24 protein-coding genes are annotated in these 21,677 nt (G+C 47.6%); 6 read left to right on the forward strand and 18 right to left on the reverse strand.

Going from position 1 to position 21,677, the window contains the following annotated elements:
• Positions 1–441 precede the first annotated feature (441 nt).
• Positions 442–1,326, reverse strand: a complete 885-nt coding sequence (locus HCN83_RS09425; RefSeq protein WP_168006641.1) for a nucleotidyltransferase-like protein — start codon at positions 1,324–1,326, stop codon at positions 442–444.
• 168 nt (positions 1,327–1,494) lie between these two features.
• Between HCN83_RS09425 and HCN83_RS09430 the strand changes: the two genes are divergently transcribed.
• On the forward strand, positions 1,495–1,851 hold the full coding sequence (locus HCN83_RS09430; protein WP_168006643.1) for a YgzB family protein: 357 nt from the start codon (positions 1,495–1,497) through the stop codon (positions 1,849–1,851).
• 28 nt (positions 1,852–1,879) lie between these two features.
• Here the strand turns inward: HCN83_RS09430 and HCN83_RS09435 are convergent, their stop codons facing one another.
• The 4 genes from HCN83_RS09435 to HCN83_RS09450 form a co-directional block, all read right to left on the reverse strand.
• A complete protein-coding gene (locus HCN83_RS09435; RefSeq protein WP_425483611.1) occupies positions 1,880–2,254 on the reverse strand; it encodes a Fur family transcriptional regulator in 375 nt (124 codons plus the stop codon).
• A gap of 197 nt (positions 2,255–2,451) precedes the next feature.
• Complete coding sequence (locus HCN83_RS09440) at positions 2,452–2,742, reverse strand: cyclic-di-AMP receptor (RefSeq protein ID WP_205774576.1); 291 nt, start codon at positions 2,740–2,742, stop codon at positions 2,452–2,454.
• A gap of 23 nt (positions 2,743–2,765) precedes the next feature.
• Positions 2,766–3,716: a D-2-hydroxyacid dehydrogenase gene (locus HCN83_RS09445; RefSeq protein ID WP_168006647.1), complete on the reverse strand. Its 951-nt coding sequence runs from the start codon at positions 3,714–3,716 to the stop codon at positions 2,766–2,768.
• Positions 3,717–3,738: 22 nt separating this feature from the next.
• Positions 3,739–4,173 (reverse strand): hypothetical protein, encoded by a 435-nt coding sequence (locus HCN83_RS09450; RefSeq protein ID WP_168006648.1) that lies wholly within the window; start codon positions 4,171–4,173, stop codon positions 3,739–3,741.
• Positions 4,174–4,310: 137 nt separating this feature from the next.
• Between HCN83_RS09450 and HCN83_RS09455 the strand changes: the two genes are divergently transcribed.
• From HCN83_RS09455 to HCN83_RS09470, 4 genes are all read left to right on the forward strand, one after another.
• Positions 4,311–4,994, forward strand: coding sequence for a hypothetical protein (locus HCN83_RS09455; RefSeq protein WP_168006650.1), 684 nt, complete (start codon positions 4,311–4,313; stop codon positions 4,992–4,994).
• Positions 4,991–5,770 (forward strand): hypothetical protein, encoded by a 780-nt coding sequence (locus HCN83_RS09460; protein WP_168006652.1) that lies wholly within the window; start codon positions 4,991–4,993, stop codon positions 5,768–5,770. The genes HCN83_RS09455 and HCN83_RS09460 overlap by 4 nt, the downstream gene beginning before the upstream one ends.
• A gap of 73 nt (positions 5,771–5,843) precedes the next feature.
• Positions 5,844–7,136 carry a glutamate-1-semialdehyde 2,1-aminomutase gene (locus HCN83_RS09465; protein ID WP_246238177.1) on the forward strand — a complete coding sequence of 431 codons (1,293 nt, stop codon included), beginning with the start codon at positions 5,844–5,846 and terminating at the stop codon, positions 7,134–7,136.
• 138 nt (positions 7,137–7,274) lie between these two features.
• Positions 7,275–8,354 carry an FUSC family protein gene (locus HCN83_RS09470; protein ID WP_168006654.1) on the forward strand — a complete coding sequence of 360 codons (1,080 nt, stop codon included), beginning with the start codon at positions 7,275–7,277 and terminating at the stop codon, positions 8,352–8,354.
• Between the two features lie 167 nt (positions 8,355–8,521).
• Here HCN83_RS09470 and HCN83_RS09475 read toward each other — a convergent pair whose 3' ends face one another.
• The 11 genes from HCN83_RS09475 to mutY form a co-directional block, all read right to left on the reverse strand.
• On the reverse strand, positions 8,522–9,748 hold the full coding sequence (locus tag HCN83_RS09475) for an ABC transporter permease (protein ID WP_168006656.1): 1,227 nt from the start codon (positions 9,746–9,748) through the stop codon (positions 8,522–8,524).
• Positions 9,741–10,643 (reverse strand): ABC transporter ATP-binding protein, encoded by a 903-nt coding sequence (locus tag HCN83_RS09480; protein WP_168006658.1) that lies wholly within the window; start codon positions 10,641–10,643, stop codon positions 9,741–9,743. Before HCN83_RS09480 ends, HCN83_RS09475 begins: the two co-directional genes overlap by 8 nt.
• Before the next feature lie 105 nt (positions 10,644–10,748).
• Positions 10,749–12,488, reverse strand: coding sequence for an ABC transporter ATP-binding protein (locus HCN83_RS09485; RefSeq protein ID WP_168006660.1), 1,740 nt, complete (start codon positions 12,486–12,488; stop codon positions 10,749–10,751).
• Positions 12,489–12,584: 96 nt separating this feature from the next.
• Complete coding sequence (gene ntdP / locus HCN83_RS09490; protein ID WP_168006662.1) at positions 12,585–13,112, reverse strand: nucleoside tri-diphosphate phosphatase; 528 nt, start codon at positions 13,110–13,112, stop codon at positions 12,585–12,587.
• 17 nt (positions 13,113–13,129) lie between these two features.
• A complete protein-coding gene (locus tag HCN83_RS09495; protein ID WP_168006664.1) occupies positions 13,130–13,591 on the reverse strand; it encodes a DUF3939 domain-containing protein in 462 nt (153 codons plus the stop codon).
• Between the two features lie 128 nt (positions 13,592–13,719).
• Entirely contained in the window at positions 13,720–14,466 is a 747-nt protein-coding gene (gene fabL / locus HCN83_RS09500) for an enoyl-[acyl-carrier-protein] reductase FabL (RefSeq protein WP_168006666.1), read from the reverse strand.
• Positions 14,467–14,542: 76 nt separating this feature from the next.
• A complete protein-coding gene (locus HCN83_RS09505) occupies positions 14,543–15,073 on the reverse strand; it encodes a chromate transporter (RefSeq protein ID WP_168006668.1) in 531 nt (176 codons plus the stop codon).
• Positions 15,070–15,624 carry a chromate transporter gene (locus tag HCN83_RS09510; RefSeq protein ID WP_168006670.1) on the reverse strand — a complete coding sequence of 185 codons (555 nt, stop codon included), beginning with the start codon at positions 15,622–15,624 and terminating at the stop codon, positions 15,070–15,072. The genes HCN83_RS09505 and HCN83_RS09510 overlap by 4 nt, the downstream gene beginning before the upstream one ends.
• A gap of 287 nt (positions 15,625–15,911) precedes the next feature.
• Positions 15,912–17,525: a gamma-glutamyltransferase family protein gene (locus tag HCN83_RS09515; protein ID WP_168006672.1), complete on the reverse strand. Its 1,614-nt coding sequence runs from the start codon at positions 17,523–17,525 to the stop codon at positions 15,912–15,914.
• 620 nt (positions 17,526–18,145) lie between these two features.
• Positions 18,146–18,904 carry an SDR family NAD(P)-dependent oxidoreductase gene (locus HCN83_RS09520; protein WP_168006674.1) on the reverse strand — a complete coding sequence of 253 codons (759 nt, stop codon included), beginning with the start codon at positions 18,902–18,904 and terminating at the stop codon, positions 18,146–18,148.
• A gap of 1 nt (position 18,905) precedes the next feature.
• Positions 18,906–19,931 carry an A/G-specific adenine glycosylase gene (gene mutY / locus HCN83_RS09525; protein WP_168006676.1) on the reverse strand — a complete coding sequence of 342 codons (1,026 nt, stop codon included), beginning with the start codon at positions 19,929–19,931 and terminating at the stop codon, positions 18,906–18,908.
• An 82-nt stretch (positions 19,932–20,013) separates the two neighbouring features.
• Here mutY and HCN83_RS09530 point away from each other — a divergent pair, with 82 nt between their 5' ends.
• Positions 20,014–20,991, forward strand: a complete 978-nt coding sequence (locus HCN83_RS09530) for a metal-dependent hydrolase (RefSeq protein ID WP_168006678.1) — start codon at positions 20,014–20,016, stop codon at positions 20,989–20,991.
• A gap of 81 nt (positions 20,992–21,072) precedes the next feature.
• On the opposite strand, the gene HCN83_RS09535 is transcribed toward HCN83_RS09530, so the two are convergent.
• Positions 21,073–21,339 (reverse strand): YfhJ family protein, encoded by a 267-nt coding sequence (locus HCN83_RS09535; RefSeq protein ID WP_168006680.1) that lies wholly within the window; start codon positions 21,337–21,339, stop codon positions 21,073–21,075.
• On the reverse strand, positions 21,339–21,665 hold the full coding sequence (locus HCN83_RS09540) for a YfhH family protein (RefSeq protein ID WP_343033692.1): 327 nt from the start codon (positions 21,663–21,665) through the stop codon (positions 21,339–21,341). The genes HCN83_RS09535 and HCN83_RS09540 overlap by 1 nt, the downstream gene beginning before the upstream one ends.
• Positions 21,666–21,677 lie beyond the last annotated feature (12 nt).

The raw sequence follows: 21,677 nt of genomic DNA on the forward strand, positions 1-21,677 counted from the left end.
AAGCTGTCCTCCCGGTGAAACCGGTCGGTCAGAACGGAATCTGGCTAAAGATTCCTGTATTTCAAAAATTGACAGAGAATGATTCATTCTCTTTCCTTCTTCTCGTCTTTTGTTTAGTTTTCAAAGGGCCGTATTGCTTGGCGCCGCTCGTTTTGGCGACTTTATTAATTTACCACAGAGACACATGACCGTCAACAGAAAAAGTTAATTTTCTTCAAGTCTGCGAGGCGCTTTACCGCCTGCTGTCTCAGCGACGATTATTAATATATCATAATAATTTCATAGTGCGCAACAGCTTTTCCAGAAAAAGATGAACTTTTTTCACAGCATTTCGTCTACTCTTAACAGAGCAGAAAATCACCAATATGACAACACCGGGAATCGATAAAGCAGGAGGAGGTGAAAAACTCGAATTTTTTCCCACCTCCCACCTGACTGAAATTATATCGAATCTGCTTTAAGAAGCGCCGGCCGATAAAGCCTGTGCTGAATAGCTCCGCCTTTTGTGTTCCCAAGCTCGACAGAAACAAGCCGCTTTTTCACTAAGTATTCCAGCAGCATACTCAAATCCAGAGAGTATTCGTGAAACGTAAGACGCTCTTTTAATTCATCGACGCTCCATGCTTCATGCTTTTCTTCCATAATAGAAAGCAGGTGAGCACTGCCCAGCCTCATTTTAGTCGCAAGCTCGAATTCGTTGGCTAAAAGCAGCAGCTCCAGCCGCTTTTCCAGTGGTTCTGAACCATTTACAAGTTCGGAATACAATTTGTGTACTTCCGGCTCAATTCTTCTCACTTGCTCCCAAACGGTCACTTCCGGATAATATCCTTTCTCAATGACTGAAAGCCGGGCTAGATGATGCAGGGCGTGCACAATTTGATTAAAGGAATCCAGATAGTGCTTTTCCTGATAAAGCGATTTGCCATCCGCGAAACGCCTCACCAGCTTTGCAAATTCCAATCCGATCCTGGAATACCTGTCTTCTTCAGGAAAGTGAAGCATTCGTTCTCTGAATGAATGCATAAATTCATTCCGATCAAAGATCACTCTTCCGTTGATCAGCCACTCCACAACCCGGCGGTTTGTACTAAGGCGGACCCACTCCATCAGTTGTTCACTGCTTACAAGGTGCATAGCTGCTTTCATATCCCGGTACTCATAATGCTTGATCTCCCATTGTCTGCTGTCATCGGTTACGATCAGAATCACACCGTCAAAATAATCTGTTGCAGCATCCTCCAGCTTCTTTCCTTCCATCATCACTACAGCAAGTGTTTCCGGATCACTGGTACGGTCCTGATATAATTCGCGTAGAAATTCTCTCATGACAGAGCCTTCCTCCTCTTTACTAAAACCTGCCTTTAAACTGCTGGTCAGGCTAGTATTCGACAAAAACCATCAGATTCCTTTCACACATCGCTTGTTCACGACTTTTTTATATTTTCAGCGCCTGCTCTGTGATATACTAGCGGTGAAGAAAGGCGTGGTGAATCAATGCTTACGTTTACAAACAAAATAAACAAAATTCGCACGTTTGCGCTGGTGCTCATTTTTGCCGGCATTGTAATTATGTACGGCGGATTGTTCTTCCAGGCAAACCCGCTTGTCATGACGATCTTTATGCTGATCGGATTTCTGGCAATTATAGCAAGCACCGTCATCTATTTCTGGATTGGCATGCTTTCATCTAAAGCTGTTCAAGTGACGTGTCCGGAGTGCAGCAAACCGACAAAAATGCTTGGACGTGTCGATGCGTGCATGCACTGCAATGAACCACTGACGCTCGATCCGGCACTTGAAGGCGAAGAGTTCGATGAATCGTACAACTCAAAAAGAAAAAGCAGGAAGTAGACTTTCGTCTGCTTCCTGCTTTTTTACTTTAATGTTTTTGCCTGCAGTCCGGACACGTCCCGTATACTTCCATACGGTGACTTCTGACACGAAAGCTGGCAACGTGCTCCGCCAGTGCTTCCACTTCATTCAATCCCGGATAATGAAAATCAACAATCTTGCCGCAGTCATCACAGATGACGTGATAATGATGGCTTGTATTGCTGTCAAAACGGCTCGAGGAATCCCCGTAGGTCAGCTCACGAACCAGGCCAGCTTCTTTAAATACTCTCAGGTTGTTATAAACCGTCGCAACACTCATGTTCGGAAATTTATCCTCGAGCGCCTTATAAATCTCGTCAGCAGTAGGATGACTTTCACAGTCAAATAGAAATTCCAAAATTGCATGCCGCTGCGGCGTCATACGAACCTTTGTTGATTTTAATGATTGAAGCGCTTCTTTTAGTTCGGCATTTTCCAACTTGCTCACCTCACATTTCGTGCATATCTCTCTCTGTTCAGGTGATGAGAACGGCATTGATTGGATGATTGATCAGCTGCACCTAGAGATTCTTACATAATAATGGTTATAAACAGTATACCGAATGCATCACTTCGGTGTCAATTTTGACCCTTTAAAAACGGCAGACTGTCGCGGGCGTCGATCATAAAGGAAATGTAGCGGTTATGCTCCGGCTCCGGTCTCCCGCGTTTGCTTTCATAGCGCCGGCAAATATCTTTCATTAAGCTGTGCACCTTATCGACATCTTCTTCGTCAACCCCGATAAGGAACGTCGTGCTCCCTTTGCGCAGAAAACCGCCGCTGCTTGCAAATTCCGTCATCCGGTAATCAGCAAGCTTAAGTCCTTCTTCCAGTACATCACGATACCGGTTCTGAACGATACAGATCATTAATTTCACAGAGGGCACCCCTTTCAGTATCCACGGACAGGATCCACTTGGTTTATGTATTCCCCTTTACCGCTAAGAAAAACAGTGAGATTCTTTTCAAAAATCTCCATCGCACGCGGCTGATACATTGGCGAGATGCCTGACAGGTGCGGAGTTACTGTAATGGAAGGGTGTGCCCAGAAAGGATGGTCTTCCGGAAGCGGCTCTTCATTAAACACATCCAGACACGCGTGACTGAATTCACCCTCATCCAGAGCAGTAATGATATCTTGTTCATGAACCGCGTTGCCACGTCCGATATTGATAAATACACCGCTTTGCTTCATCTGTCGAAATTGATCCATACTGAAGAAATTAGTGGTCTCTTCCGTTTTAGGAAGAATTGAAATGACATAATCGGCGTCTTCCAGTGCCTCCGGAAGTCTGGATACATCAAGCAGTCTGTCAAAATAAGGGCTCTCGCCCCCGCTTCGGTTGATGCCGGTAACGTGCATGCCAAACGCCTTTGCCAGCTCAGCGGTGCGGGAACCGATCGCTCCAGCTCCGGCAATCAGCAGCGAAGCCCCGTAAAGTTCATTCATGACTGGCTCTCTGCTCCATCTGTGCTCCTTCTCCTGCGCCTGTACAACAGGTGTTTTCCGTGCTGTATGAAGCATCATATGCATGCTGTATTCAGCCATCGGTACAGCGTGAATGCCTTTTGCATTGGTTACCAGAATATTTTTCGCAGCGACTTCCTGAAAAGGCATTTCATCCATTCCGGCTGAGACAATCATGATCCACTTAAGACGTGAGGCTGTTTCAATATGATGAGGCTCCATGTCCTCTCCATAGGTAATAAACACATCTGCATCTTTTAAATCCGCTTCTGCCTGAGACATATTCTCGTGCCAGCAGAAATCATGCTCGTTAAATCGTTTTTCAAGATTCAACGTAATATCAAGATGAATATTTCCTGACGATACAATTTTCAACTTGGGCCACAACCTTCCTGACTTATTCCTCCAGCACTAAACTGAACTGATACTGGCTGGATCTTGTTTCACCATCTTCTCTCCAGTTCACAAGCATTCGTGCTTCGATCTGGGAAACAGAACTGCATACGGTACAGGTTTCCCGATGAATAAGCTCTTCTTCAAATTCCTCCATATCGAGATCCTGAAAATAGAAGCTTACGTTGGAGCTGTCTACGAATACTTCCAGCATATCGATTGATGCCGGATCAAACTCCCTGTCTTCTGCAGGACTCAGTCTGAACCCGATTTCAGCTTCCTCGTCTTCACCTTCTACAAACAGTACTGCATCCCAATACGCATCTGACGCATCACTTCGGTGATCCGGATCGAAAGGACCTTCATAATCATCCTGCAGAAAATATAATAGAGCTCCGACTACGACGGAAATCAGTATAAATGGAAGCACCTGCTTCATCCGGATCCCACCTTTCCTACTTTCTATAGTAGCAGACTGCAGTGTGGAATTCAGCCGCAAAGCAGGATCCTCCCTTGATTAAGTCTCCAAGTGATACAATGACAGAAATACTCGTTCCCGTTAAGGAGTTGGCTCCTATGAAAAAAATGTCTCTGCTGGCTCTTCTCTGGCTGACTGCCTGCTCAACGGAAGATTCTTACGAAGGCCGCACCGCCGGCCCCACCGATGGATTCGGACGCATTCTTTTTTCTGCAGGAGATACATTTGGACCGGTCATTCAGGAGGACCGCTCCAGGCATCCGCTCGACGGCTATGAGGCCGAGGCGTTTCATTTAATGAAAGGAGAGGAGACAGTTGTGTATGACGAGGTGACCGGCGAGGAGGTTTCTGTCGATACTCTGATGCCGAATCAGAGACTTACTATTTATCCGGCTCCTGATACGGCCGGTCAGTCTACTGCTCTTCAACGCTATTTGACCTATCAGCCGCGCTTTATTCCGGCCTATGTACCAGAAGAGATCGTCGTGCACCCGCTTGAAGAAGAGGACGTTACAAGCTTTTATCAGCCTGTCAGAGACGGAGACTTCCGCTTAATCGGCCGCGGACTGAGCGAGGAAGAGCTTTTATACCGAATGCAAAGTGTTCCGTCCATGCTTCGCGAGAGGGAACGCTTCTCTGCCGAACTGCTCGATCAGCAGCAGGCCGCACAGCTCGAACACAACTGGGTTCTGCTTACGTCTGAGGGACAGGTTGTTCAGGCAGATACACCTGAAGAAGTTGTTGGTTTTTTTGAAGAAAGACTGGAGGATGATGAGACATGAAGTCGCTCACTGCCCTGACCATCATGCTCCTTTTTATTTCCGGGTGCGGCCGCGATACGGACCATACACTCGAAGGCCGGTATATGTTTACCGTTTCAATGGAGGGGAGTTTTCAATTGTTCGTTGAAGACTCGTACACCGGTTCCTCCTACCGCTATTTAAACGGTCTTCATACATCCCTGCCAGAAATGTATGAAGCTGAATCATATATGATTCACACAACCGACGATACTGTATTTACAAATACTGAAACCGGCGAGTCTGCAGCCATGAGTGATATCGATTTTCCTCTGCACTGGCCCAATCAACGTTTGGAAATAACCGTCTCAGAAGAAGTGGAACCGTTTAGCCGCAGGCTGGAGAGGCCTGTGACAGAAGAATCGCGTCTTTTCCCTGTTTATACGGCTGAAGAAGTGAAAGCACACGCCTACACCTCCGATGATTTTATCGAAGTACACACGCCGGTGGAAGATGATCACTATATGCTGTTTTTGTTCGACGAGGATTTCGACAGGGAGTACCTGCTCATTTTAAACGAGTTTGGTTCGCAGGCAGGTGAACGGTACGGTGTGTATATTGATGTTCACTACTATGCCCCGGATTACTTCGAAACATTTATGGAGATCGATGATACGCCTTCCTATCTCGTGCTGTCGTCAGAAGGGGAATCGCTTCGCACATCTGACTGGGAAGAGATTCGAAGCTGGTTCTCATCTGAAGCAGGTATCGGCATGCCCAGAGAAGGAGATCCCGCCTGGAGAGAGCTCCTATACTGATCTGCGTCGACATAAAGGGGTGTGCATGATACAATCTTTCCGACAGATACGAGTGGAACGGAAGGAGATTATCATGCATACATATGAACGATCTGAGAAGCTTTTTAACGAAGCAAAGCAAGTTATTTTAGGAGGGGTCAACAGTCCTTCCAGAGCATATAAAGGGGTCGGCGGCGGTACGCCTGTATTTATGAACCGCGGAAAGGGCGCTTATTTCTGGGACGAAGACGGTACACGTTATATCGATTACCTCGCTGCATACGGCCCGATTATTGCAGGTCACGCTCATCCGCATATCACCGAAGCAATAAACGCAGCCGCACAGGACGGACTGCTCTATGGCACTCCAACAAAATATGAGAACAAATTCGCTTCTATGCTGAAAGAAGCGATGCCCGCGCTGGACCGAGTCCGGTTTGTTAATTCAGGTACAGAAGCGGTGATGACAACCATCCGTGTTGCCAGAGCTTTTACAAACAGGACGAAAATCATTAAATTTGCAGGCTGCTACCACGGTCATTCTGATCCGGTGCTTGTTGCAGCCGGTTCCGGTCCGTCGACGACGGGCCATCCGGATTCTGCGGGTGTAACAGCTGCTACGGCTGCTGAAATGATCACTGTACCTTTTAATGATGCTGATGCTTTGGAGCAGGCGCTTGAGCAGTTTGGAGAGGAGATTGCGGCCGTTCTGGTTGAGCCGATTGTCGGCAACTTCGGGATCGTCGAACCAGAGTACGGTTTTCTCGAGAAGGTTAATAAACTGGCAAAAGCGAACGGATCTCTCGTCATTTACGACGAAGTCATCACGGCTTTCCGTTTTATGTACGGAGGAGCACAAGACATGCTGAATGTTTATCCGGATTTAACCGCAATGGGTAAAATTATCGGCGGCGGACTTCCGATTGGGGCATATGGAGGGCGGCTCGATATCATGGAGCAGGTGTCTCCAATGGGGGCTGCCTACCAGGCAGGTACAATGGCAGGCAACCCTGCCTCTATGCGTGCTGGCATTGCGTGTCTGGAAGTGCTTCGTGAGCCGGGCCTTTATGATCGACTTGACCGGCTCGGGGCAAGACTGGAGCAAGGTCTTCAAGCAGCTGTTGAAGAAGCCGGCGTTCACGCCTGTATTAACAGATTAGGCGGAGCGTTAACAATTTATTTTGGCGTTGACAGCGTGACCAATTATGATGAAGCAAACGCTTCTGACACAGCTATGTTTGCAGCCTTCTTTAAACACATGCTGCAGGAGCAGATTAATCTGGCTCCATCAAAATTTGAAGCTCTCTTTTTAACAGCCGCTCACACGGTAGCAGATATTGACGAGACGATTGAAGCGGCCCGAAGAGCGTTCAAAGCGATGAATTGAGTGTGTCTTGTAAACGGCATAAAGCCGGTGTATGATGAAGAGAAAGGTGAAACGACCCGGAGCTGATGCAGCCGGGTCGTTTTTGCAGGCAGCTCTCAAGCTGTCATTAACACGTTAAAGAAAGGAAGAACACATCTTATGAGGCTCGGTGCCCGGATGTTTAAAACTGGTCTGGCAGTAACACTTGCCCTGTATGCGGCGATGTGGCTCGATTTTTCAACCCCTGCCTTTGCCGCGCTTGCGGCTTTTTTTGCTGTACAGCCCTCTCTTTATAAAAGCATGACATTAATCTGGGATCAGATTCAGGCTAACATTATCAGTGCGGTGTTGGCGGTTACGTTTGTGCTCGCTTTCGGACCAGAGCCGTTTGTTATCGGGGTCGTTGTTGTCCTGATCATCGCCATACACATCCGCTGGAGGCGGGAGGCAATTATTCCTCTTGCTGTAGTGACAGCTGTCATCATCATGGGAAGTCCGACCGACGATTTTCTCCCATTCGCTCTGGACCGGTTTTTGCTGATTATGATCGGCGTGTTTTCAGCGTCTGCAGTTAACATGATTTTCCTGCCGCCTAATCACGAAAACCAGCTGTATCATAAACTGACGGCTGCGAACGAAGAAATCATTCAGTGGATTCGCCTTATTCTGCATCATGAAATTGACTACAGTACGTTAAAACAGGATCAGGACAAAATTCGCTCATCCATTCAGAAGCTCGACACTATTTTTGATTTATATCGTCAGGAGCGCAGTTTATTTCGTAAAAAAGAATATTCCCGCATGCGGAAGATCGTCCTGTTCCGTCAAATGATCAGAACGACATCAAAAGCAGAAAATATTCTTGAAAGTCTTGCGAGACACGATCACGTTACTCATCAGCTTCCGCCGGAAGTAGAAGAAATTATCCAGCACCAGCTGGACGCACTGACCAATTACCATGAACGCATCATGCTGAAATATATGGGAAAGGTTCGTCCTCAGTCGTTTACGATGGACTTAGAGGAAGTAACAGAAGGCCGGGCCACCCTTGTGGAAGTATTTATGCATTCTGAAAAGCACGCAGAGTTTAAGCATGAAACGTGGATTCATTTTCTGCCGGTCATCGCCCTGATTATTGAGTATTCCGAGGAGCTTGAGCATCTCGATAAGCTGGTCGACGGCTTTTTCACTTATCATACAGACGACAATGAAGTTGATATCGCAGCGAAAGAACTCTAGCAGGCTAAAGTTGGCCCGGCTTCAATCACTCAAAGCGAGAAAATGCTGCAAAATAGATAAGAGCGGATTTACTCGCTCCCAATTCAAACTGCATATAAATCCTCTCAACAAAAAAACGAGCCTGAATCGGCTCGTTTTTTTGTTATTCTGTTGTCTCATTAATTTTGTCATGATTCTTTTTTGGAAACAGCAATCGCCCGACCGATACTCTGACGGAAGGAGAATTTGCCGTACATAAGCACGCCGCCTTTATACACTCTCGCTGCAGCAAGATTGACTAATATGGCGCTGGCAATCAGTATCACGATAATAAGAGCAATTTCCCACGCCGGAACGGTTTCCATACCAATACGTAAAAACAGCAGCTGCGGTGTGAAAAATGGTACATAAGACAATATACGGAACACAGGTAACTCCGGGGCATTCAGCGCAACGATTGAAATGAAAAACGCAATCATCGCAAGAAAGATGATCGGCTGCATCGCCTGATTCGCTTCCTCTGCGCGACTGACCAGGGCACCTGTCATCGCCGCTAATCCGCCGTATAGCACATAGCCCAGAACGATAAATAGCAGGGCATATCCTAACAGTGAATAATCGAGCACCTCATCTAAAATGAAGGTAATCGTCTCCTCACCGCTTAACCACGCCCCGGCCGCAGCTGCGGCTGCGATCGCAGCAAGGTTGACCAACCCGGCAATGCCAATTCCGGCAAGCTTGCCGAACATCTGCGTGACCGGCGAAACGCTGGAAACAATCAGTTCCATCACTCTTGAAGATTTCTCAGCCGCTACTTCGGTCGCAATCATCGATCCGAATGACACGACAATCAGATAAATAATAAATACCAGTCCGTAAACCATCCAATACGAGCCGGAGAAGGCTTGCGGACGCTCCTCAGCTCCGGCGATCAGAGATTGGCTGACCTCAACTCCTCCAAAAAGCGGGCCTGCTTCTGTCTCGTCAAGCTCCAGTACTCGCTCTGCATAAAGAGAGGCCTGAACGCGGTCCAGTATATCGCCCGTTTGCTCAACCAGCATTGCTTCATCACCTTCAACAAGCAGTTCTCCCTGAAGCTCCTCCGTATCACCTGTGATAATCAAAGCGGCACCATTTGCTTCTTCAGCCCTTCGTTCCGCTTCTTCAGCAGACCCGGCGATCTCGGTCTCCATTTCCTGAAGCTCATGAAATCGCGCTGCAGCAGCTCCATCCCACTCTGAAGTATCTGCAATGAATACTGTGGTACCTTCATCGGAAGCTGTTGTCTGCAAAAGGGCCGGGATAATGAAAAATGCCATAACCAGAAAGGCCATTACAGCTGTAGAAATTATAAATGATTTCGATGTAATGCGCCTTACAGCTGTGTGACTGACAGTTATCCAGAAGTTACGCATGCTCCTCGCCCCCCATTTGATCGACGAAGATTTCGTGTAAAGACGGCTCCTGCAGATCAAACTTCTTTAGCCATGTCGTTTCAGAGCATCGGCGAAAGACGCGTTCAGCAGCTTCTGCTCCGCTCACTTGAACAACAGACTCGAGCTTTCCTTTGCGAATTGACAGGACCCCAGGTAGTTCATCAAGCGATGGCAGCTCTTCTGCACCGCGAATAACAATGCTTTTGACCGGATAAGATGATTTTATTTCAGCGAGCTTCCCCTGCAGGATTACGTTCCCTTTCTTCAGCATCATCAGCTCGTCGCAGAGCTCTTCGACATTATGCATTTGATGACTGGAAAAGAGAATCGTTGTTCCCTGTTTCTGCAGATCAAGCACGGCTCGTTTCAACATATCTGAATTAACCGGATCGAGGCCGCTGAACGGTTCATCCAGAATAAGGAGCTCCGGCTTGTGAAGCACGGAAGCCATAAACTGGATTTTCTGCTGATTTCCTTTGGAAAGTTCCTCGACACGTCGATTCTCATACTCTTCAATTTGAAAGCGGGAAAGCCAGCTTCGCATTTCCTCCCGAAACTCTTTTTTGTGCATGCCCTTCAGCTTCATAAAATAGTGGAGCTGCTGCTTTACTGTAAGCTTTGGATAAAGTCCCCGCTCCTCCGGCAAATAACCGACCAGTCTGGTAAGCTGATAGCTTAGGCGCGTTGAGTGCCATTCCGCCTTTCCTTCTGTCGGATCGATCAAACCCAATATCATACGAAACGTCGTCGTTTTCCCGGCACCATTTGAGCCGAGCATCCCGAAAATGGTTCCCGGTTTAATTTCAGCTGAAAGTGCGTTTACAGCTGTCTCATTTTGAAAAACTTTTGTTAATTGATCCAGTTTCAGCCCCATTTCGGCAGCTCCTTTTTCCCTGTGCTAAGGCAAGGTTTATTGTAAACAGCCGTGGAAACACATAACTTCATCCGGTCAGCTGCGAGTAAAATATCCCGCACTTCTTCATCCAAGCTTTTGAATAGAGAAAAGCTTTTTGTAACGCCCATCGAGCTTCATCAGCTCATCGTGCGAGCCTGTTTCTGCAACTTGGCCGTTTTCCATCACGATAATTTTATCAGCGTGTGTAACAGTGGAAAGACGGTGCGCCACCAGAAATGTCGTCCTGTTTTCAGCGAGGCGTAAAATCGAATCCTGTATCAGTTTTTCGCTTTCAAGATCAAGAGCGGACGTTGCCTCATCGAAAATAAGGATCCGCGGATTTTTAAGAAATACTCTCGCAATGGCAACACGCTGCTTTTGTCCCCCGGATAATTTTACACCTCGTTCCCCTATTTTCGTTTCATACCCATCCGGCATTTCCTGAATAAAGCCGTCAGCATTAGCTGCCCGGGCAGCTTCATAAACTTCTTCATCCGTCGCTTCCGGGTTCCCCATTCTGATATTGAACATAATCGAGTCACTAAAGATAATGTTATCCTGCAGCACCATGCCAATTCTGTCACGGAGTGTTCTTACCTGATAATCTTTCACGTTAACTCCGTCTATTTTAACAGAGCCTTCATTTACATCATAAAACCTTGGAATCAGGCTCATGATTGTACTTTTGCCGCCGCCGCTCATTCCTACCACCGCAATTGTCTGGCCTGCTTCAGCGCGAAAGCTGACATTGTGCAGCACTTCTTCTTCATCATAACCAAATGAAACACGGTCAAAAATCACTTCACCGCTGCCGCCTTCGTAAGGCTTTGCTTTCTCATCATCTTTAATGTCGTATTTTTCGTCTACCAGTTCAAACATGCGGTCCATCGAAGCGATAGACTGCACGAGCGTTGTAGAGGAATTGACCAGTCGTCTCAGCGGATTGTATAAACGGTCCATGTAAGCTGTAAAAGCGACAAGCGTCCCGACGGTAAGATCTGCCTGAATGACCAGGACTGCTGCTGTAAAGATCACGATCAGCGGTGCGATATCCGTAATGGTATTCACAACTGCAAATGTTTTTGCATTCCACTTTGTATGATCAACTGCCCGGTTTAAAAAATTATTATTTTGTTTGCCGAACTCTTCCTGCTCATGGTTTTCAAGCGCAAAGCTTTTAATAACGCTGATGCCCTGCAGCCGTTCATGCAGGTGACCCTGTACGTCAGCCAGCGCCTGCGACCGCTTTCGCGTCAGATCCCGCAGTCTTGCGTAAAAGAACTTTATCGACATTGCGTAAAATGGCAGCAGTGCTACTGCAGCCAGCGTCAGCAGCGGGTCCAGCGTCAGCATGATAATGATCGCCACGATAATCGTAAACATGTCGAGCCAAATGTTCATCATCCCGGTGATAATGAACGTTTTCGTCTGTTCCACATCATTGATTACCCGGGAAATAATTTCACCGGATTTCCGGTTGGCATAAAACTTCAGACTCAGCTTTTGCAGATGACTGAAGAGCTGGTCGCGGATATCATAGAGTATTTTGTTTCCAGTCCATTGTGCGAAATACTGCCGGTAATACTCGACCGGGGGCCGGATAATTAAAAAGATGAAAAGGGCTCCGCCCATCAGCCAGTAAAGCATCGTCATTTGTTCACTGACGGCCAGCCCTTCTCCACCGATAATATCGTCGATAACAAACTTTAAGATGAGCGGCGTCAAAAGCGGAATGCCAAATTTCAGCGCGCCGATCGCGACGGTAATTAATATTTCCTTCCAGTACGGACGAATAAATTGCATATATCGTTTAATGCTGTCCAAGCTCGTTGCCTCCTTTCCTCAGCAATGCGGACGGTCTAAAGGCGCCATAACGGATCAGTGCCGTCATGACGCCTTTCATAAGCTCCGTCTGAATAATCAGCGGTGCTGAAGAAATCGTTCATACCAGTATTCAATAAACCCTGGTTCAAATGGTCCTTTTTGGGAACTGATCCAGGAAACAAGTTCATCTACTGCACGATGCAGAATTGGCTCTACTTCCGCTGGATAATTCATCTGCTTCTTGTGAATGTCAAATTCATCTTCGTCAAGCAGCTTATACGTCATATCCGGAAATACTTTAATATCCAGATCGTAATCAATGTACTTCAGCGCTTCCGTATCGTACGTAAACGGGGTTCCCAGATTACAGTAATAATAGATACCATCGTTACGAATCATCCCGATAACGTTAAACCAGCTGTTAGCCGTGAAATAGCAAATAGCAGGTTCTCGCGTACGCCAGTGTCTTCCGTCAGATTCATAGACGAGTATCCGGTCGTTTCCCCCGATCACTTCCTGAGTCGTGCTTTTTAAAATCACCGTCTCTTCCCAGACACGGTGAAGGCTTCCATCGTGCTTATAGCTCTGGACTTCAATCGTGCTTCCAACTGTCGGAAAATCCACGCGGCCTCTCCTTCCTGTCATCTGGCCGCCGGTTTTCGGTGGGTCACCATCCTGTCCTCCGGATGCAGATAAAGGTCAAACGGTGGTTCCTCACGCAGGTAATTTTTCAGTTTAAAGTAGCTGATCGGACTTGTCTGATCGCTGCCTTTTAGCGGCAGCTCTCCGGTTTCAAGAAAGTACTGATCACACGCGATCTGAGCGTGGTCAATAATTCTCGGCGTATCCGGTTCTTCAAACAGCTCAAACGTCTCTTTGGACATGTAAAAAGGGCGGTCCGGAATGCCATTCAAATAAGGCACAAGCAGCTCAGCATCCAGTTGGTTGCCGGATGATACGAGCGTACGGAGCGAAATACCAGGGCCGGCGGCATCAGCAAATGCGTTCACCGCCTGACGGACATCATCAAGTGAACAGGAAATAACCTCCGGCTCCTGCTGCGCTTTTCTCCTGCCCTGTTTTTTCTGCTTCCGTCTGAACATGACGCCCTCTCCTTTAGCAGTAATTACCTGTTTCGAATAACCGGCGGATAAACATCATAGTATCGGTTCCTTTAGATTCCCTTTCAGTATACTATTGTTTGGCTCCCGATGCACAGAAGATTCCACGTTTACGCCAGAAGCGAAATTCCTCCGTCCACGATAAGCGTCTGACCTCTCACCATGTAGGCTTCATCTGAAACAAGAAACTTAACCGCAGCTGCAAGATCCCGGGGTTCGGTGATCCGGCCCGCAGGCGTGCGCGACGCGGCATCTCCCAGCAATTCATCCCGGTTCGGAAAATGTGTCAGTGCATCTGTATCGACTGCTCCGCCGGAAACAGCATTAACCCGGATGCCCTTTGGCGCCAGCTCAACTGCCATATAACGGGTCAGTGCTTCGACAGCCGCTTTAGAAACGCCAACCGTTGTATAGTTCGGCAAGTATCGGATAGAGCCCAGGGAGCTCAGACTGACAATCGCTCCGCCATCTGTCATACGCTCTGCTGCTTTTTGAGTAACAAACAGCATCGCTCTGCTGTTAATATTCATGGTCCAGTCCCAGTGACTTTCTTCAAGCTCCATCAAAGGACGCAGAACACCTGAAGCAGCGTTATTGATTAAGACGTCAATTTTACCTACCTTCTCGTCTATCTCCCTGAACATGTCATCCAGCTTCTCCGTTTTGGAAATATTCGCTTTAATTGCAAACGCCCTGCGGCCTTTTGCTTCAATTTCTTTCACCGTTTCATCGGCTTTTGAGCGGCTTCTTGCATAGTTAACAATGATGTCATATCCGGCATCTGCCAGCGTCAAAGCTATTTCTTTGCCAATACCGCGGCTGCTTCCAGTGATTAGTGCTGTTTTACGATTATCCATTAAATCAATCCTCCAGATTATACGGTCTCTCCGCTATTCTTCCTCAATTGGTCTTTTTTGTCCAGACGGCATCGAGTCAGGAAAGAAAAACAGCACCGTAAATCAGTGCGGCTGCGATCACGAAGGCCGGATGAACTTTTCTGATTTCAAGCAGGTAGTAGCTTGCTCCAAGCAAAAATAGTGTCTGCATCCAGCCGCTGTCGGTATAGGTAGTTTCCAAAAACCGGAACGTCATTACCCCAAGCAGAACAGCGATTGTCGGGCGGACGATCGCAGACAGTTTTTTTACTTTGGGAGAATCTTTAAAACGAAGCAGAATGCTGAGCAGAATAATCATCAAAATGAGCGATGGAGCTACAGTAGCGAACAGGGCGATGAAAGCTCCCAGAATACCGCCCTCGACAAAGCCGATATAGCCGGCCATTTTCGTTGCAATCGGGCCGGGCAGCGCATTACCAAGCGCCAGCACCTCGCCGAACTCTTCGACTCCCATCCATTCATAACGGTGCACCACTTCATATTCTATAAGCGGAATTGTTGCAGGGCCTCCCCCGTAGCCGACTATGCCCGGTATAAAAAATGCCAGGAAAATCTCCCAGTAGATCATGCGGTGTCACCTGCCTTTTTAACCGGTTTTACGAGCACAAAGACGATCAGAGCAGCAATGACAACAGCAGGATGTATCCCTGCCAGTTCAGTCAGAAAGACGGAAGCAGCGGTAAGCAGAAATACGGCTGGCCAGCCAAGATCTCCTTTTGCCTTCGTTATAAAACCCCATGTCAATACACCGAGCATAACCGCTACAACAGGCATGACGCCTTGTGTCATTCCCTGCACCCATGCATACTCCCGAAAGGAGGCCAGCGAGACGAGCAGGGCAATCATGAGAACAACCGTTGGCACGATCGAAGCAGCGATTGCATTGATGAGTCCCGTTACTCCCGCTACCCGGTAGCCGATGTAGCCAGCCATCTTCGTGGCGATCGGACCTGGGAGCGTATTACCGATGGCAAGAATATCTGAGAATTCTTCATCATTCATCCATTTATATGTTTCGACAGCTTCTTTTTGAATAAGCGGTATCGAAGCAGGGCCGCCGCCATAGCCGAGCATGCCTACTCTGAAAAAAGCCATAAACAGCTCTTTTTGTACTGCCATTTTTCTTCACCTCATCACGTTCAAATAGTAACTTTTTCTGGAACGGTCTCCGACAGCAGCTAACCACTTGTGCCGGCGCACTTCTCTTTCCTTAGAAAGTTTGGTAGCGTTTCTCATCCGTCCGGAATTCATAAAAAGCTGTTTTAACACATCAAAAAGAGCTTTAACAGAACTGTTAGAATGAAGAAGCCGTCCAAACAGACTTATTGGACGGCGTTTCCATTCTCAGAGGCTGGTTAAGCCATTACAAAGATGTATCAGGGTACTGAATGAGTTGCTGCTGCCGCTTAGTAAGCAGCTATGCTTCCATCCGTTCTGGGCTCCGTCCCACCTTGAAGAACTCCGGTGTTCGAATCTTTCCAAATGATTTGCCCGCGCCCAAACATACCTGAATCGTGGGTAAGCTGAATGTCATGACCTCTGGCAGCAAGTGACTGTGCTATGTGGTTTGGAACGCTGTGCTCCAGCACAACTTTTTTCCCGCTCATCCACTGCCACCTTGGAGCATCTAAAGAAGCCTGTGGATTTAAACCAAAATCAATCGTATTCATCACCATCTGCATATGCCCTTGAGGCTGCATGAAACCACCCATTACACCAAACGGGCCAACAGCTTCTCCGTTCTTCGTCAAAAATCCGGGAATAATTGTATGAAAGGTTTTTTTACCGGGCTTCAGTGCATTATCGTGATCAGGATCCAGACTGAAATTATGTCCACGGTTTTGCAGTGCGATTCCTGTGCCAGGGACGACCGCACCTGAACCAAATCCCATGTAGTTGCTTTGAATGAAGGAGACCATGTTCCCATCTCCGTCTGCTGCAGCCAGATAAACGGTTCCCGAAGCAGAAGGATCTCCTGCCTCCGGCGTCAGCGCCTCATGCCCGATCAGACTGCGCCGCTCAGCTGCATAATTCTCCGATAAGAGTGCCTCTGTGCTTCTGCTCATATGCTTTTCTTCTGTAATGTATTTCTCTCCGTCTGCGAATGCCAGCTTCATTGCTTCAATCTGATGATGGTAGGTTTCTTCCTTCTCACGTGCAGCGAATGAATCATCCTTCAGCATGTTCAATGCCATCAAAGCAACGAGGCCCTGCCCGTTCGGCGGAATTTCCCAAACATCGTACCCCTTGTAGCGCACCGATATCGGTTTCACCCATTCCGGCTTAAAGGCTTCCAGATCGGTCTTGCGAATATAACCGCCATGTTCTTTTGAAAAAGCATCCAGCTTATCAGCAAGTGCACCGCTGTAAAAAGAAGCAGCCTTCGTTGAAGCTATCGCTTCAAGCGTTTGAGCGTGGTCCTCGGAATGCCACATCTCGCCTGCTTTCGGAGCCTTACCGCCGGGCGTAAAAACCCGGTACCACTCTTCAAATTCAGCGCCCTGCCAGACCTTCTCATAAGCAGTGGCTGCTTTATTCCAATATTTAGCGAGCGTTGGACTCAGTGGGAATCCATCCCGCGCAAGCTTTACAGCCGGAGCAAGCGTTTCTTCCAATGTGAGCTTGCCAAACTTCTCAGACAGCTCCGCCCACGCTGCCGGAGCTCCTGGAACCGTTACCGGAGTCAAGCCAAACTTCGGCATTTCCTCTACTCCTGCTGCTTTTAATGCTTCTATGGAAAGTTTTTCCGGTGCTTGTCCGCTCGCATTTAAACCGTGCAGTTCATCCTTCATCCAGACAAGAGCGAAGGCGTCGCTGCCGATCCCGTTTGAAGTAGGTTCTACAACCGTTAATGCTGCCGCAGTTGCTACCGCAGCATCAACTGCGTTTCCGCCCTGCTTCAAAATATCAAGTCCTGCCTGAGCTGCCAGCGGCTGTGATGTCGCAACCATGCCATTTTTAGCAAATGTCACATTTCGCCCAGAAGCGTAAGGGTATGTTTGTGCCTGACCTGTATTCATGCTTGAACCATCTCCTCAGATTGCTTTTATCTAACTGTACCATAATATCGTCTGAAAATTAACAATATGTTTATTAAAATCATTAATAATTGACTAATTGGTTAATCATAGCGGAGAATAAGCTACTTTTCATTATTGAGATCAGCCGGACAGTCATTTAATAGCTCATTTACTTCATAAGCTGTTCAGGCGCAATCTGTTACTTTTTATTAAGGCTGCCTTGAAAATAGCTCGTAGCTGTCCCACTCTCGGCGAAGGCTTACCCAAGAGCTTGTTCTCGACTAATGTTGGCGAAAGAGCATGTCGCCAACATGGATTCTCGTACTGCGCTCATCCTTTGGGTGTCCTCGCCTTTGTTCCACAGCGTTCGTAATGTTCATCTTTCATGGTGCAGGTTGTCATGGCATGAGTGTCTCTGTTCATGAATGGTACTGATCAAAAGAAACGCGGCCCAGTCTACGCTTCTCCTGCAGAGAAAACGAGAGAACGAAACCCGCAGGACGCTTGGTCAAGAACGAGCCTGGAATATCCCGCGGCGCAGCGAGGGAGCGTAGAAGCTCCACCAAGGCAAGTCTGCCTGCGATGTTTCCTTCTGCAGCAATGCTTTTACAGAACTTATATTAAAAATTAGACCGTGATTGTCCGCCGTCCACATTTATCGTAGCACCGACGATCCATGATGCGCGCTCAGAGCAGAGAAAGACAGCGGCGTCGGCCACTTCCTGAACAGTGCCGAATCTTCCTGCAGGTATTTCCTGTTCCACAAACCGGTTAATCTTGTCCGGATTTTCATCAAGCCGCTTCTGCCAGTTGCCTGTCGGATGCAGAATGGAACCCGGTGCGATGCCATTCACGCGTATACCATCTTTAATCACTTCATCTGCGAGTGATTTTGTCATACTGATCATCGCAGCTTTCGCGCTGTTATAGCTCGGTTTTCCTCCGGATTCTCGTCCGAAAATAGAAGAGATGTTTAAGATCACGCCGCTCCCGTTCTTTTTCATGCCTTTACAAGCGAGCTGTGAATAGTGCAAGGCAGAGAAATAGTTCAGCTCCATTGCACCGCGAAATGTATCAACCGTCGTCGCAAGGTGCGTACTGCCGGCAGACCCGCCTGCATTGTTAACGAGGATGTCAATGCCGCCAAGCATGTTTAAAGCCTGCTGAAAGCTTTGCTCTCTTTCGTCTTCATTTGATACGTCTGCCTGAATCGTCTGGAGCCCAGGCAGCTCGGCAGCTGCCTGCTTCAGTCCGTCTTCTCCTCTTGCAATGACAGCTGTTTTTGCTCCTTCTTTTATAAATGCTTCTGCAATGCCGAAGCCGATTCCTTTAGATCCTCCTGTGATAAGGACTCGTTTATTACGCAGGTTCAGTTCCATGTTATTCCTCCAATAGCGCAATTATTTTCTGGTGAGACACGGGAAAAGCTTTTTGCTTCAACTCATCAAGCGTCAGCAATGCCTGTCGGTCTGTAAGGCTTTGAATGTCGTGTCTGGTCTGATATACATCCATTTCCCATACGAGGTGGGAAAAAACGTGTTTGATTTGCGTCAGACTCTGCCAGCCTTCTCTCCCTGTTTCCAGAAGTCCTTCGATTCCTTCTTCTGCATGGGGAAATTGCCACATACCGGCAAGCAGTCCGGTATCCGGTCTTTTTTCAACCAGGTACCTTCCACTGCTGTCCTGCACCACTCCAACTGCAAGCTGAACGGAACGCGGTGGTTTTTTCTTCGCTTTTACAGGGAGAAATTCCTGCACTCCTTCTTTTCTCGCTGAACAGTGTTCTGCAACCGGGCAAAGCAGGCATGCAGGGCTGCGCAACACGCAAACGACAGCACCCAGCTCCATCAACGCCTGTGTATAATCGCCTGCCCGCTCTTCCGGCAGCAAGTCGCGGGTAATGGCTTCAAACTTTTTGCGTGAAGCCGGCTTCGCAATATCGTCATAAATGGAGAAAATACGTGACAATACCCTCATTACGTTACCGTCTACCGCAGGAGCGGGAACATCGTAAGCGATAGACAGCACGGCGCCGGCCGTATACGGCCCGACACCTTTTAAGGTGGCGATTTCTTTTTCCGTCGATGGTACGACACCACCGTATTCATCCCTGACTTCTTTTACTGCCTGATGCAAATTTCTCGCTCTCGAGTAGTAGCCGAGCCCCTCCCACACCTTGAGCACTTCTTCTTCATCTGCCTCCGCCAGTGCATCAAGGGTTGGAAACTTTGTTAAAAACCGTTCGTAGTATGGAATGACGGTATCTACTTTCGTCTGCTGAAGCATAATTTCGGAAACCCAGATGCGGTATGGATCCCGTTCCCGTCTCCAGGGAAGATCACGCTTTTCGTTATCGTACCAGCCCAGGAGATCGGACTGGAATTTTTTCGTATCAATGATTTGCACGTTGAAAAACTCCTCTTTTGAAACAGTAGAAAAAAGGGTACACTTATGTATACTTACAGGATCTGCTGATGGAGGGAACCTTATGGATACAGCAACTCATGTCGTCATGGGAGTAGCAATCGGCGGGCTCGCTACCCTGGACCCAGTCGTATCCCAGAACCCCGCAATGACTCAGGCAGTCATGATCGGAGCCATCGTAGGGTCTCAGGCTCCTGATTTTGATACTGTATTAAAATTAAAAAACAATGCTGTATATATTAAAAACCATCGGGGCGTAACGCACTCTGTTCCGTTTTGGTTTATTTGGCCGACGCTTATTACGATCATGCTGTTTATGATCATGCCTCCGCTGAATTTGTATCACGTCTGGATGTGGACGTTTTTTGCCGTATTTCTTCACGTGTTTATCGACATTTTTAATGCTTACGGCACGAAGGCGTTTTCTCCGATTTACCGGAAATGGCTTGCGTTAGGGGTAATTAATATATTTGACCCGTTTATTTTCATTATGCATATTGCTGCCATTGTGGCCTGGAGATTCGGCGCCCACCCGGGATGGACCTTCCTGACGATGTTTATCGTAATAGCAGGCTATTACATCTGGAGGATCCGGGAGCAGCGAAAAGTGTATCAGGCGATTCACCTGGAGCATCCTGACGCCACACACATCTTCACGTCGCCAACGTTCCGCTGGTCGAGATGGCATATCGTCGTCCGTACAGATAATCTCATGTTTGTGGCAGAATGGCACAAACAGAAGCTCACATATTTTGAAACGTACCCGTTTGAACCAATTCCTGATGATCCGGTGATCGATGCTGCACGACACGATGATAACCTGCAGGCTTTCCTATCGTTTTCCCCGGCTTACCGCTGGGCTGTCTCGATTGAACCACACGGATATTCTGTTAAATTCGTAGATCTCAGGTACAGAAGCAAAGGATATTACCCGTTTGTCGCAATCGTAAGACTGGATGAAAACCTGGAGCCGCTTAGCTCTTATACAGGGTGGATATACAATACTGATTCGCTTAAACGAAAGCTGCACTATGCGTCCTGAAACAAGCGTCCCGCCAGAAAAAAAAGCGGGACGCTTTTTAAACGGTTATAACGAAATCCGATCTGTAATGCCTGAGTGGTGTTAATGGAAAAAGCGCTTTTGATCAAACCACTTCTGATAGCGCGGGTTATTTTTCAATACTTCATGGAGTTCCGATCCGTAGTTATCTATCCATTGAATCAGCACTTTTTCAGTCATTTCTCTGCCTTTATACGTGTGTCCGGCTTTCGCATAGGTAGCTTCAAAATCCTCCCATAGCAGCTCGACCCACGTGCGCGCTTCTGCATAGGAGAGCTGATCATTCTGCTCCAGCAGCCGATTCGTGAGTCTGTCTAAAGAATCCTGCATTAGTTATATCCTCCATCCTCTTTCGTGAGCACAGAAATCGGAACGGCTTCAAGGCTGCTGCTGCCATCTCTCCAGCCCCAGGCGAACACGCCGTTCATATAATTAATTTTAAATGACTCTCCACCGCTGTTAGCAATCGAGTAGGTTTCGCCTGAGCGAAAAACTGACGGATCGAGCATATAGGCTTCTGCCATGAGAATTTTACGTTCATGGACGGCATATTCATTAATCATTCCCTTCGCTTCCGCCTTTTGAGCCGCTACTCTCAGTTCCTTAATTTCTGCCTCAAGCTCTTCACGGGACATTCTGCTGTATTGTTTATTCACGCTTGATCTCCC

It is taken from the genome of Alkalicoccus luteus (assembly GCF_012034335.1).
Taxonomy (GTDB): domain Bacteria; phylum Bacillota; class Bacilli; order Bacillales; family Salisediminibacteriaceae; genus Alkalicoccus; species Alkalicoccus luteus_A.

Excerpts from the sequence above, each read along its gene's own strand:
- HCN83_RS09475 (WP_168006656.1), bottom strand. The coding sequence starts at position 9,748 with ATGCGTAACTTCTGGATAACTGTCAGTCACACAGCTGTAAGGCGCATT.
- HCN83_RS09455 (WP_168006650.1), top strand. The coding sequence starts at position 4,311 with ATGAAAAAAATGTCTCTGCTGGCTCTTCTCTGGCTGACTGCCTGCTCA.
- HCN83_RS09515 (WP_168006672.1), bottom strand. The coding sequence starts at position 17,525 with ATGAATACAGGTCAGGCACAAACATACCCTTACGCTTCTGGGCGAAAT.
- HCN83_RS09430 (WP_168006643.1), top strand. The coding sequence starts at position 1,495 with ATGCTTACGTTTACAAACAAAATAAACAAAATTCGCACGTTTGCGCTG.
- HCN83_RS09425 (WP_168006641.1), bottom strand. The coding sequence starts at position 1,326 with ATGAGAGAATTTCTACGCGAATTATATCAGGACCGTACCAGTGATCCG.
- HCN83_RS09480 (WP_168006658.1), bottom strand. The coding sequence starts at position 10,643 with ATGGGGCTGAAACTGGATCAATTAACAAAAGTTTTTCAAAATGAGACA.
- HCN83_RS09450 (WP_168006648.1), bottom strand. The coding sequence starts at position 4,173 with ATGAAGCAGGTGCTTCCATTTATACTGATTTCCGTCGTAGTCGGAGCT.
- HCN83_RS09435 (WP_425483611.1), bottom strand. The coding sequence starts at position 2,254 with ATGACGCCGCAGCGGCATGCAATTTTGGAATTTCTATTTGACTGTGAA.
- HCN83_RS09505 (WP_168006668.1), bottom strand. The coding sequence starts at position 15,073 with ATGATCTACTGGGAGATTTTCCTGGCATTTTTTATACCGGGCATAGTC.
- fabL (WP_168006666.1), bottom strand. The coding sequence starts at position 14,466 with ATGGATAATCGTAAAACAGCACTAATCACTGGAAGCAGCCGCGGTATT.
- HCN83_RS09470 (WP_168006654.1), top strand. The coding sequence starts at position 7,275 with ATGAGGCTCGGTGCCCGGATGTTTAAAACTGGTCTGGCAGTAACACTT.
- HCN83_RS09440 (WP_205774576.1), bottom strand. The coding sequence starts at position 2,742 with ATGATCTGTATCGTTCAGAACCGGTATCGTGATGTACTGGAAGAAGGA.
- HCN83_RS09530 (WP_168006678.1), top strand. The coding sequence starts at position 20,014 with ATGGATACAGCAACTCATGTCGTCATGGGAGTAGCAATCGGCGGGCTC.
- HCN83_RS09535 (WP_168006680.1), bottom strand. The coding sequence starts at position 21,339 with ATGCAGGATTCTTTAGACAGACTCACGAATCGGCTGCTGGAGCAGAAT.
- HCN83_RS09465 (WP_246238177.1), top strand. The coding sequence starts at position 5,844 with ATGCATACATATGAACGATCTGAGAAGCTTTTTAACGAAGCAAAGCAA.
- HCN83_RS09520 (WP_168006674.1), bottom strand. The coding sequence starts at position 18,904 with ATGGAACTGAACCTGCGTAATAAACGAGTCCTTATCACAGGAGGATCT.
- HCN83_RS09495 (WP_168006664.1), bottom strand. The coding sequence starts at position 13,591 with ATGTTCAGACGGAAGCAGAAAAAACAGGGCAGGAGAAAAGCGCAGCAG.
- HCN83_RS09510 (WP_168006670.1), bottom strand. The coding sequence starts at position 15,624 with ATGGCAGTACAAAAAGAGCTGTTTATGGCTTTTTTCAGAGTAGGCATG.
- HCN83_RS09460 (WP_168006652.1), top strand. The coding sequence starts at position 4,991 with ATGAAGTCGCTCACTGCCCTGACCATCATGCTCCTTTTTATTTCCGGG.